Consider the following 11,915-nt stretch of genomic DNA (forward strand, 5'->3'; position numbering starts at 1 on the left):
CCTAGTTGCCCGGCACCTTCACGCCGGCGGCCTCGAGGATCGGGAAGTGCTGGGCGAGCGGGATGACCTGGCCGGTGACGACGTTGCTCTCGTCCCACCCGATGGAGGTCGGTACGCCGACGAGCTCACCGTCGTCGTTGACCGCGGCGCCACCGGAGTTGCCGCTTGAGATCCGGGCGGTGACGTCGAAGACGGCCCGCTCCTCGCCCTCGAAGGAGAGGATCGTCGCCACGTTGCCCTCGGCGACGGTCGGCGGCTGGAAGAGCACCCCCTCCTTGTCCGCGAAGCTCTCCTTCGGCAGCATCGGGAAGCCGATCGTGGCGATGAAGTCGCCGCGGTCGACGGCGTTGGAGTCGCCGAGCGAGATCGTCGGCAGGTCCAGCGAGGACGGGTTCACCGGGTTGCCCTCGCCGTCGGCGATGATCTGCACGACCGCGCTGTCGACCTCGCCGTCGGACTCGATGACCTTGGCGATGTAGTCGGGCTCGCCGACCTTGTAGCCCTCGGCCGGGTCGGTCAGGTGGATGTTGACGACCTCGGGCGAGACCTCGCCCTTGGCGGCGTACTCCGGGATCTTCGCCGGGTCGGCGACGTGGGCGTTGGTGAGGATCTTGCCGTCCTCGGTGACGATCGACCCGGATCCCATCGCGATGGTGTCCTCGGTCGGCGCGTAGGTGATCCAGACAACGGCCCGCTGCGCGCTGTTGAGCTCGTCCTTGGTCAGGCCGGTGTCCTGAGCGGCCGACTCGCCGCCGGGCACGACGAACATCGCGACCACCAGGCCGATGACCACGACCGCGGCCGCGGCGCCGATCCCGCCCCACAGCAGCAGCTTGTTGCGGCGCTTCGCGGCGGCACGGGCGACCTCGACCTCGGCGGCGTAGATCGGGATGACCTTGAGGATCTCGCCCGCGACCGGGTGGCCGAGGCGGATCTCGGTCTCCTCGTCGATCTCCTCCCTGACCAGCGGCTTCCCCTTGAGGAACGACCCGGTCTGGGAGCCGTTCTCGAAGGTCCAGCCGCCGGGGGTGGCGACCAGCCGGGCGTGCTGGCGCGAGACGCCCTGGTCCTCCAGCACGACCGAGTTGTCGGCCGCGCGGCCGATGGTCACCGTGACCGGATGGCGGAAGCGGTGCTCCTTGCCCTCGGCGACCAGCAGCAGGTCGGGTCCGGTCGGAGCGGTCGGCGGCTGGCCGGGAGCTGACGGTCGTGCCATCCCGGGGGCGATCGTCATCTCCGAGATGTCATCGGGCCCCGAGGGAGCCGGGGGCGCGGGCGGCTGATGGCTGAATGCCGCGGGAGCCGCTGCCGGCACTCCCGAGGGTGGGGCCGCCGTGGCACCCGGCATCGCCGGCGGAGGCGGCGGAGCCGGCGCCTGGGCACGCGGAGCACCCGCCGCGACCGGCGCGTCGTCGAGGGTAACCGTGATCGTCGAGCCCGGTCCCGCCGGGCCGAGCTGGATCTCGGTCGCCCCGGTCAACGGCACCTCGGTGACACGGCTGCCGGAGACGTACGTCCCTCCGGCGGAGCCGACGTCGACCAGCTTCCACCCGGACGGGTCCGGGCGCAGCTCCGCATGAGCGCGGGAGACCGAGGAGGACGAGAGCACCACGTCGGCGTCAATCGAACGCCCAATTCGGACGATCTTGTCGGGCGGGAAGCTGAGCGCACGTCCCGATACGTCTACGCGTAGCGTCTGCATGCACGAATCATGCACCGAAATGGCCCGATCCAAGCGTCGCGAATCGAAGATTCGCACAACTCGGACCGGGCCTTTTCCCTATCGGTGAGTCTTATCGGTGAGTCTTCAGGCCGTGTCCGTAGGCAAACAGCGGGTCATAGTCGGAATCGCCGATGTTGATCGGCTCCTGGTCGACCGAGCGGGGCCAGGTCACCGGGAGCTTCCCGGTGAACGGACGCTTGCCGAAGAGCACGTCGGCGACGCCCTTGCCCTCGCTGCCCGGGAGCCAGGAGGCGACCAGGGCGTCGATCTGCCCGAGCAGCTCGGGCGGGATGATCATCGGACGCCCGGAGACGACGAGCACCGTGCAGGTCGCCGCGGCCGCACAGACCGTCTCGATCGCCGCGGTGTCGGCGTCGCTGAGGTGCATCGTCAGCGCCGGCCGCTGCACGCCGCCCTCGCCGGGGTCGTAGCCCCAGCGGGGGCCGCCGACGTCACCGAAGCCCTCGGCGTACGGGTGCTCGCCGACGACCACGACACCATGCGAGCCGGCCGGGACCGGCGCGGAGGCGTCTGCGGAGTGGGTCACCTCGCCGCGGGCCGCGGACTCGATGCCGTCGAGGATCGTGTCGCCGGGGATCTGGTGGGTCGAGTTGCCCTGCCAGGTGATCGTCCAGCCACCGGCCTGGTCGCCGATGCTGTCGGCCTTGCTGCCCGCGACGTACACGTCGTCGCGGCCGGAGAGCGGGAGCGCGTGCCTGTTCCGGAGCAGGACCTGCGACTTCGCCACCGCCTCGCGCGCGACGCGACGGTGGGCGGCGCTGCCGATCTCGTCGATGTTGCGCCGGTCGGTGAACGGCTTCTCGAAGAGGCCGAGGTCGAACTTCGCGGTCAGGATCCGGGAGACCGCGTCGTCGACGCGGGCCATCGGGACGGAGCCGTCCTCGACCGCGGCGGTCAGTGTCTCGATGAACTGCGGGTAGCCGACGGTGTCACCGGAGAACGGCTCCATGAACATGTCGACGCCGGCGTTGACCGAGATGGCGACCTGCTCGGCGTACGTCCCCGGGATCTGGTGGATCGCCCGCCAGTCGGAGATCACCAGGCCGTCGAAGCCCTGCTTCTCCTTGAGCCAGCCCGTGACGAGCTCCTCGTGGGCGTGCATCTTGAGCGGGTTGCCGAGACCGTCCTTGGTCCAGTCGACGCTGGAGAAGGACGGCATCACCGAGCCGACGTCGTGCTTCTTGATGGCGGTGACGTACGGCGAGAGCGCCAGCTTCTCGAACTCGGCGCGCGAGGCCTGGGTGATGCCCTGGTCGATGGTGTAGTCGCCCTCGCCGGTGCCGAAGGTCGTGAAGCCGTCGCCGGCGAAGTGCTTCGCGGTGGCCAGGACGCGGTCGGGATCGTCGAGCTCACCCTTGTCGCCCTGGAAGCCCTCGATCATCTGCGACATCTTGGCGGCGAGCTTCGGGTCCTCCCCGAAGGACTCGTACGTCCTCCCCCATCGGTCGTCGCGGGCGACGCAGATGCATGGAGCGAAGTTCCACTGCGGCCCGGAGGCGCGGGTCTCCTCCGCGGTGATGTGGCCGATCCGCTCGGCGAGCTTCGGGTCACGGGTCGCGCCGAGGCCGATGTTGTGCGGGAACACGGTCGCGCCGTTGAGGTTGCCGTGACCGTGGACCGCGTCGACTCCGTAGAGCAGCGGGATCCCCAGCCGCGTCGAGAGCGCCTGCTCCTGGAAGGCGTCGACCGTGTCGGCCCAGGCCTCGGGGGTGTTCTCGGCGGGGGTCGAGCCGCCGCCGGAGAGTACGCTGCCGAGCCCGAGCTCGGCGATCTGGCCGGGGTTCGCGGCGACGTCCGCGCGCTCGGCCTGGGCCATCTGACCGACCTTCTCGGCCAGCGTCATCCGGGCCAACAGGTCGGCGACGCGGGTCTTGGTGGAGAGACGTGGGTTCTTGTAGGGCAGCGCGTGGCCCGAGCGTGTGAGCGCATCGGTGGCGTACGCACTGGTGGACGCGCTGGTGGGCGCCGCGTTGGACGCTGGGGCTACGAGGAGCGTGGCGCAGAGCAGGCCGGCGAGAGCCGAGGCTCCGCCGATCGCGCCGCGCTGTCTGTGTGATCGCACGGGACAGGCCTCCTGAGAGTGATCTGTCGGCACCTCGGCGTTGGGGTGCCGCGGCTCGTGAGAGCGCTCCCAGCGTGACCGTGATCACAATAGGGGTCAATGGCTACGCGTGCGTAACCCTTCGATTTCCTCAGATCTGGTCAAGTAACCAGGACGGTCCCAGGGCTGTGGCGCCGCCACAGCGAGCCTGGAGCAGCCGGTCGGCAGTCACCAGGGTCACCCGGTCACCCTTCTCCAGCGCCTCACGGACGACACCGACGATCGCGGCGTCACCGTCCTTGGGCGCGTGGACCGTGTGCACGTGGGCGTCCCTGCCTGGACGTACGCCGCCCTTGGCCTGTCCCTCCAGGACCAGGACGATCCGGTCCTGCGGGAGATCGGCGACCAGCAGCGCCTCGTGCAGCCGGCGTGCCGCGCCGGCACGGTCCTTCCACCAACCGTCGGGGCGGGCGCCGACGACGTTGGCGCCGTCGACGACAAGGACCGTCGACACCTACTTGAGGAACTTGGAGAAGTCGGAGGGGAGGTTGAGCTCGGCGGCGGCCTTCTCGTAGTCGATCTCCTCGCCACCCGGCATCCCGAACGGGTTGGCTGCGGCCGGCTTCTTCTCGGCGTCCGCCTTCGCCTGCTGGGCGGCCTTGGCCGGGTTGCCGGACTTGCGCGCTCCCTTGCCCTTCTTCTTCTGGGCCACCTGCTTGGCGCCGGCGCGCTTGCCGAAGCTCGCACCGGGCGCACCGGGCATCCCGGGCATGCCGCCACCGGAGGCGAGCTGCTTCATCATCTTCGACGCCTCGGTGAAGCGCTGGATGAGCTGGTTGACGTCGGAGACCTGGCGGCCCGAGCCCTTCGCGATGCGGGCGCGGCGGGAGCCGTCGAGGATCTTCGGGTTGGCACGCTCGGCCGGGGTCATCGACTGGATGATCGCCTGGATCCGGTCGATCTCGCGCTCGTCGAAGTTGTCGAGCTGCTCGCGGAACTGGCCCATGCCCGGCAGCATGCCCATCAGCTTCGACATCGAGCCGAGCTTGCGCAGCTGCTGCATCTGCTTGAGGAAGTCCTCGAGCGTGAACTCGCCGGTCGCGATCTTGGCCGCGTCCTTCTCGGCCTGCCCCTGGTCGAAGGTCTTCTCGGCCTGCTCGATCAGGGTGAGCATGTCGCCCATGTCGAGGATGCGGCCGGCCATCCGGTCGGGGTGGAACAGGTCGAAGTCGGTCATCTTCTCGCCGTTGGAGGCGAACATGACCGGCTTGCCGGTGATCTGGACGATGGAGAGCGCCGCACCACCGCGGGCGTCACCGTCGAGCTTGGTGAGGACCACGCCGTCGTAGCCGACGCCGTCGAGGAAGGCCTGCGCGGTGTTGACCGCGTCCTGACCGATCATCGCGTCGACGACGAAGAGGACCTCGTCGGGGTTGACCGCCGCCTTGATGTCGGCGGCCTGCTTCATCAGCTCCTCGTCGATGCCGAGGCGGCCGGCGGTGTCGACGATGACCACGTCGTGGAGCTTGCGCTTGGCCTCCTCGACGGCGTCACGAGCCACATCGACGGGGTTCCCGACACCGTTGCCGGGCTGAGGCGCGTAGACCGGGACGCCGACGCGCTCACCGTTGACCTGGAGCTGGTTGACCGCGTTGGGGCGCTGCAGGTCGGCGGCCACCAGCAGCGGCGCCTTGCCCTGCTCCTTCAGCCACAGCGCGAGCTTCGCGGCCAGGGTGGTCTTACCGGCACCCTGCAGACCCGCGAGCATGATGACGGTCGGGCCGGTCTTGGCGTAGCGGAGCCGGCGGGTCTCGCCACCCAGGATCGTGACCAGCTCGTCGTTGACGATCTTGACGATCTGCTGCGCGGGGTTCAGCGCCTGGCTGACTTCCTCGCCGCGTGCCCGCTCCTTGACCCGGGCGACGAACTCGCGCACCACCGGCAGCGCGACGTCGGCCTCGAGCAGCGCGATGCGGATCTCGCGAGCGGTGGCGTCGATGTCGGCATCGGTGAGGCGGCCCTTGCCCCGAATGTTCTTGAACGTCGTGGCGAGCCGGTCGGAGAGCGTGGCGAACAAAGCGGTCCTTCAGCAGAGTGGTTGTCCTGCCAAGACTAACGAACTGTTGTGTGTGGGGTGCTATTCGGCAGGCGCCATCGGGGGTCCGACGCGCACCGAGCTACCTCGGTCAGCACTCGAGGGCTGCACGGACCGCATGGGCCGCCTCGGCCGCCCGATGCTCGGCGAGGGCTCCGGCCGAGGCCTCCTGGAGGTAGAAGACGTCGACGGCCTGCGGGCCGAGGGTGGAGATGTGGGCGGAACGGACAGCGATCTCCATCCGCGCAAGGGCGACGGCGACGGTGTAGACGACCCCGGGACGGTCGATGGTGCGCACCTCGAGGACGGTGGCCTTGCTGGATGCCTCGGGACGTACGACGACCGAGGGCTCGCTCCCCCGCGCAGCCGCGCTCGGGGCCAGCCGGGTCGCCGGGTCGAGGCGGCCCTCGGTGATGGCGGAGAAGCGCGTGCGCAGCACCGCGGCGTCGACATAGGAGTCGTCGAGGTCCCACACGCTGACCCCGAAACCGCCCTGCTGCCAGGCACGACACGCCCTGACCGGCAGCCGCGCGACCGCGAAGGTCGCGGCCAGGTCGGCGAGCAGGCCGAGCCGGTCTGGCGCGATCACCCACACCCGGGCACCGTCGGCGAGCGGCTCGGCGCGGAAGGAGGTCGAGCCCGAACGTACGCTCTCGGGGATCTCCACCGCAGCCTGCGGCCGCTCCCCCGCGGCGACGCCGGTGTCGAGGACCTGGGCGGCCCGGCGGGCGAGGTCGAGGATGAGCCGGGCCCGCCAGGTGCTCCAGGCCTGGGCGCTGGTCGCCCGGGCGTCGGCCTCGGTGAGCGCGGTGAGCAGGGCGAGCGCCTCGGCGTCTCCCATCGTGTCCACCACCAGGTCGACGGTCGCCGGGTCGTCGGGGTCACGCGTGGTCGCGGTCGTGGAGAGCAGCAGGTGCCAGCGCACCAGCTGGGAGATCAGGTCGACCTCCTCCTCCGAGAACCCCATCCGGGAGGCGATCCGGCGGGCGATCGGCTCCCCCGCGACGCTGTGCTCGGTCAGCGACCCCTTGCCGATGTCGTGGAGCAGCGCCGCGACCAGCAGCACATCGGGTCTGGCAACGCGCGGCAGCAGCGCGACCGCCTCGATGCACGTCTCGATGGTGTGCCGGTCGACGGTGAAGCGGTGGATGATCGAGGCGTGCGGGAGGAGCCGGATCCGCTCCCACTCGGGCAGGATCCGGGAGACCGCGCCGGTCTCCTCCAGCGTCTCCCAGACCGCGAGCAGCCCGCGCCCGGCACCCAGGAGCCGTACGAAGAGATGACGCGCCTCCTCCGGCCACGGCTCGGCCAGCGCCGGGGTGTCCCGGGCCAGTCGCGCGGCGGTCGGCGGCGCCAGCGCGACCCCGTGCTCGGCGGCGAGCGCCGAGGCGCGCAGCAGCATCAGCGGATCCCGCGACGGTCGGGCGCCCGGCACCAGCACCACCTCGCCCGAGGCGAGCGCCAGACCGTTGCCCAGCGGCGCGAGCCGCGGGCGGCGCGGCGCTCCGGGGCGCGAGCGTTCCAGCACCCCGTCCACGCGTCGCCACGCCAGGCGGGAGAGATGGGTGAGACGGCGGCCGATGGTGCGTACGTGTGCCTGTGCCGTGCGGGCGTCGGCCAGCTCGAGCCGCTCGGCGAGCTGGTCCCACATCTCCGGCACGACCCGGTCGGTGGCCCGGCCGCCGATCTCCTGGACGAGATCACGGACGTCGAGCAGGGCGCGGCGGGACTTCTCCAGGTCGACCGCAGGCACGTCGACCAGCCAGGTCGCCACGATCGCCTTGATCACGACCGCATCCCGCAGCCCGCCGTACATGTCCTTCAGATCCGGCACCGAGGCGTGCGCGAGCTCACCGGCACGCCGGTGTCGCTCCACGCTCATCGTCCTCAGCTCGGGCAGCAGGGCCCGGGCGTGCTTGCGCCAGTGCGCCAGCATCGTCGTACGCAGCCGCAGCACCAGCCCGCGGTCGCCGGCCAGGTGCCGGATGTCGAGCAGCCCGAGGGCGACCCGGAGGTCTCCGGTCGAGGACGAGAGCATCTCGGAGAACGACCGCACCGAGTGGTCGAGCTTGGGCGCGGTGTCCCAGAGCGGATACCAGACCTGCTCGGCCACCGAACCCGGCGAGACGGCGTCGTCGTGCACCAGGACCACGTCCCAGTCGGAGAAGGGTGCGAGCTCCCCGCGCCCGTATCCCCCGACCGCGACCAGGGCGACCCCGACCTCGGGGCCGCCCGCCGCGGCGTACGCCTTGGCGCACTGCTCGTCTGCCTCGGCTGTGCGCGCCGCCCGGCCCTCAGCGGTCACGCGCCAGCCTCATTCACGATGTCAGATCGCGGCGTCGTCGCGGTCGCCGGTGCGGACCCGCACGATGGTCTCCAGCGGGGAGACCCAGACCTTGCCGTCACCGATGCGCTCGGTCTTCGCCGACGTCTCGATGGCGCTGACCACCGACTCGACCTCCTCGTCGGGCACGGCGATCTCGATGCGGATCTTCGGCACCAGAGCGACGTCGTACTCAGCGCCGCGGTAGACCTCGGTGTGGCCCTTCTGCCGGCCGTAGCCGGAGACCTCGGAGACGGTCATGCCGGTGACACCGACAGCTTCGAGGGCGACGCGGACGTCTTCCCACTTGTGGGGTTTGATCACTGCGGTGACGAGCTTCATTTCTCTCCTCCGGTGGGATTCGATGGACCGGCACTCGAACGAAGCCTAGTCAGAGCGCCTCGGCGTCGCGCGCACCGGTCCGTACGCGGACGACGGACTCGATCGGGCTGAGCCAGACCTTCCCGTCGCCGATCCGCCCGGTCTGTGCGGTCTTCACGACGATCCCGACGACGTCCGCGGCATCCTCGTCCTCCACCACGATCTCGATGCGGATCTTCGGCACCAGGGCGATGTCGTACTCGGCACCGCGGTAGACCTCGGTGTGGCCCTTCTGCCGGCCGTAGCCGGAGACCTCGGAGACGGTCATGCCGGTGACGCCGAAGGCCTCCAGGGCCTCGCGCACGTCCTCCCACTTATGGGGCTTGATCACTGCGGTCACGAGCTTCACGAGAGGGCGCCTCCAGAGGTCCTTGATCCTGTCATCTTCGCCGCCACCTTCACCCGGGGACGTTTCGACACCCCGAAGCGTCTGTTTCCACTGTGTAACAGACCATTTCCCTGTACGTCGCCGAAGCATCGAAACAGCCGGTAAATCGCCCGTGCCGCACCCGCGCGGCGCCACCAAAGGTCGCTACCCTCGTCGCATGTCGCACTACGCCGTCGAGATCGACCTCGATCACCGCAACACCAGCCATGTGCAGGTCATCGACCTGGCTGAGTCCGCCGTCTCGGCGGGCAGTGGGAAGCGGGTCCTCGACGTCGGCTGCTGGACCGGTGAGATCGGCCGGATCCTCACCGAGCGCGGCTGCACCGTCACCGGCATCGAGATCGACGGCGAGGCGGCGACCCTGGCCGACAAGGTCCTGGACAAGGTGGTCGTCGCCGACCTGGATGTGACCCCGCTGACCGAGGTCGTCGAGACCGGCTCCTTCGACGTGGTGATCTTCGCCGACGTCCTCGAGCACCTCGTCGACCCGCGGGCGGCGCTCGAGCAGGCCCGTGACCTGCTCGCCCCCGGCGGCCGGGTGGTCATCTCGATCCCCAACGTCACCCACGGCTCGGTCCGCCTCGCCCTGCTCCAGGGCCGCTGGCAGACCACCGACACCGGTCTCCTGGACCGCACCCACATCAAGTTCTACTCACGCGAGGGGCTGCTGCAGCTCTTCACCGAGGCGGGCTACGCGGTCGAGGACCTGCGCGGCACCACGGCCGACCCGCTCAACGTCGAGGTCTCGGTCGACCCCGGCCTGCTGCCCGAAGTGGCCGTGGAGTGGGTGCGCCAGCAGCCCGACGCGCTGGTCTACCAGTTCCAGCTGGCCGCCCGGCCGCTCGCCGACGGCGAGGTCCCGCCGGCCGCGCCCGAGCTCGTCCAGGCCGCTCCGGCAGACGAGGTCCGGCTCCGCGACGTACACACCCAGAAGTTCGAGGAGGTCACCCGCTCGCGGCTGGCCACCCGCGATCACATCCTCGGCGTCCAGGCCTCCGCCAACTCCGCCCAGGCACGGGTCGGCACCCTGTCCAAGCAGCTGCGCGAGGCCCGCGAGGTCAACCGGCGCCGCCGCGAGCGCATCGAGCGGCTGCGCGGCAAGGTCGCCGGCCTCGAGGCCGACCTGACCTACGCCACCCGCCACCCGGTGCGGAACTTCGGCCGACGAGTCGTACGCCGCCTCCGCCGCGCAGCCCAAGGCTGACCGCAGGGTCAGCGGACGCCGTTGGAGTACGCCTCGCGTACGTGCTCGTAGTTGCCCCAGCGGTTGTTGATGAAGTCCTTCTCCCAGTCGTGGACCGCGTTGTCGCGGCTGACGGACTCGAAGTGGAAGAGGGTGACGTCGTGGAGCCAGACCAGGCGCAGGCCGAGTGAGCGACGCACCTTGAGGCACAGGTCGACGTCGTTGTAGTTGACCGGCAACCGCTCGCTGAAGCCGCCGGCGTCGAAGAAGACCTCGCGCCGCATCGCGACGCAGGCGCCGGTCAACGCGGAGGTCTCCCGGTTGATGTGCAGCTCGCCGTGGTTGCCCCGCTCCTCGGGGCGCGCGCGGTAGTAGGCGTGGGTGATGGTGCCGCTGCCGTAGACCAGGCCGGCGTGCTGGATGCGGTAGTCCTCGAAGAGGAGCTTGGGACCGGTCATGCCGACGTCCGGCTCGCGCAGCGGCGCGATCAGGTTCTCGATGACGCCCTCGGAGTATGCCTCCATGTCGTCATTGAGGAAGATCAGGACGTCACCGGTGGCGTGGGCGGCGCCGACGTTGCACTTGGCGCTGAAGCTGAACTTCTCCTTGAACTCGACGAGCTTGATGTCGGCACCCTCGATCGCCCGCAGCGCCTCCAGCACCGGGGCCGGGGTCGGGGTGTCGTAGACGATCACGAACTCGACGTTGCGGTGCTTGGTGGAGGCGACCACCGAGCGTACGGTCTCGACGACCATCGCGCGCTTCTCGCCCCACACGATCGCGCTGGTGCCGATGGTCGGGATGATCACGCTGACCGGGGTGTCCAGGTCGGGCTCCCGCTCGACGCGGTAGAGCCCGGGCGAGACGCCGCGCGCGGCCGTGGCCCGGATCCCGAGCCGGTCGAGATGGGCCTGAACGGCGCGTACGCCGGCGTCCCAGGCGTACGGCTTGGCCTGGTTGTCCGCGGCGGCGGAGCCCGGCACCTGGCGCCAGTGGTAGAGCGCGCCGGGGACGTGGACGATGCGCCGGGCGCGCTCGCTGACCCGCAGCACGAGGTCGTGGTCCTGGGAGCCGTCGAAGCCCTCCTGGAAGCCGCCGACCTCCTCCACGACCGAGCGGCGGAACACCGAGAAGTGGGTGCAGTAGTTGTGGTGCCGCAGCCGTTCCGGGGACCAGTCGGGCTTGTAGTAGGCGTCGCGGAGCTCGCCCGCATCCGACATCAGGTCCTGGTCGCTGTAGGCGTAGTCGAGGTCCTCGAACCGGTCGTAGGCGCGGACCATCTTCTCCAGCGCGTTCGGCTCGAGCACGTCGTCGTGGTCGAGCAGGGCGATCAGCTCGCCGGTCGCCTCGGCCAGCGACGAGTTCGAGGCGGCCACGATCCCACCGTTCTCCGCACGCTCCACGATGCGCACCCGCGGCTCCGTCGCGGCCAGTTGCCGCAGCCGCGGCAGCACCCAGGGCGCGGGCGAGCAGTCGTCGCTGAGGACCCACTCCCAGTCCTCGTGGGTCTGACCGAGAACCGACGCGATCGTGTCCTCGAAGGCATCGGCGGGCGGGTTGTAGACAGCGGTGATCAGCGATACCCGGGGCGATGGCATGCTCTTCAGCCTATGACCCCCGCCGATGGTTGGCGGAACCCGACACGGGGCGCTCGACCGTTTGGGGGATGACCGTCATCTCAACTTCTCGGAGCGTTCACCGAGTGACGGCAGCCGCCCCGGAGGGAGGGACGGGGGCGGCTGCCGAGTCAGGTGTGGCGT

The 11,915-nt window shown here is 70.2% G+C and carries 9 protein-coding genes; 1 reads left to right on the forward strand and 8 read right to left on the reverse strand.

The annotated features are described in order from the left end of the window. Position 1: 1 nt before the first annotated feature. From ACFX43_RS26170 to ACFX43_RS26200, 7 genes are all read right to left on the reverse strand, one after another. Positions 2-1,702 carry an FHA domain-containing protein gene (locus tag ACFX43_RS26170; protein WP_378838191.1) on the reverse strand — a complete coding sequence of 567 codons (1,701 nt, stop codon included), beginning with the start codon at positions 1,700-1,702 and terminating at the stop codon, positions 2-4. A gap of 91 nt (positions 1,703-1,793) precedes the next feature. After that, a complete protein-coding gene (locus ACFX43_RS26175; protein WP_378838196.1) occupies positions 1,794-3,806 on the reverse strand; it encodes a glycoside hydrolase family 3 protein in 2,013 nt (670 codons plus the stop codon). Between the two features lie 130 nt (positions 3,807-3,936). After that, positions 3,937-4,299 carry a hypothetical protein gene (locus tag ACFX43_RS26180; RefSeq protein WP_350719060.1) on the reverse strand — a complete coding sequence of 121 codons (363 nt, stop codon included), beginning with the start codon at positions 4,297-4,299 and terminating at the stop codon, positions 3,937-3,939. Beyond that, positions 4,300-5,862 (reverse strand): signal recognition particle protein, encoded by a 1,563-nt coding sequence (ffh, locus tag ACFX43_RS26185; protein ID WP_378838200.1) that lies wholly within the window; start codon positions 5,860-5,862, stop codon positions 4,300-4,302. It abuts the gene before it with no gap. A 109-nt stretch (positions 5,863-5,971) separates the two neighbouring features. Beyond that, positions 5,972-8,185: a [protein-PII] uridylyltransferase gene (locus ACFX43_RS26190; RefSeq protein ID WP_378838206.1), complete on the reverse strand. Its 2,214-nt coding sequence runs from the start codon at positions 8,183-8,185 to the stop codon at positions 5,972-5,974. A gap of 21 nt (positions 8,186-8,206) precedes the next feature. Then, entirely contained in the window at positions 8,207-8,545 is a 339-nt protein-coding gene (locus tag ACFX43_RS26195; RefSeq protein ID WP_008363338.1) for a P-II family nitrogen regulator, read from the reverse strand. A gap of 49 nt (positions 8,546-8,594) precedes the next feature. Then, positions 8,595-8,933: a P-II family nitrogen regulator gene (locus ACFX43_RS26200; protein ID WP_141803747.1), complete on the reverse strand. Its 339-nt coding sequence runs from the start codon at positions 8,931-8,933 to the stop codon at positions 8,595-8,597. Between the two features lie 196 nt (positions 8,934-9,129). Here ACFX43_RS26200 and ACFX43_RS26205 point away from each other — a divergent pair, with 196 nt between their 5' ends. Beyond that, positions 9,130-10,176 (forward strand): class I SAM-dependent methyltransferase, encoded by a 1,047-nt coding sequence (locus ACFX43_RS26205; RefSeq protein ID WP_378838213.1) that lies wholly within the window; start codon positions 9,130-9,132, stop codon positions 10,174-10,176. An 8-nt stretch (positions 10,177-10,184) separates the two neighbouring features. Here ACFX43_RS26205 and ACFX43_RS26210 read toward each other — a convergent pair whose 3' ends face one another. Continuing rightward, entirely contained in the window at positions 10,185-11,753 is a 1,569-nt protein-coding gene (locus ACFX43_RS26210) for a glycosyltransferase (protein WP_378838218.1), read from the reverse strand. Positions 11,754-11,915 lie beyond the last annotated feature (162 nt).

This window comes from Nocardioides sp. YIM B13467, from assembly GCF_042788075.1.
Lineage (GTDB): Bacteria > Actinomycetota > Actinomycetes > Propionibacteriales > Nocardioidaceae > Nocardioides.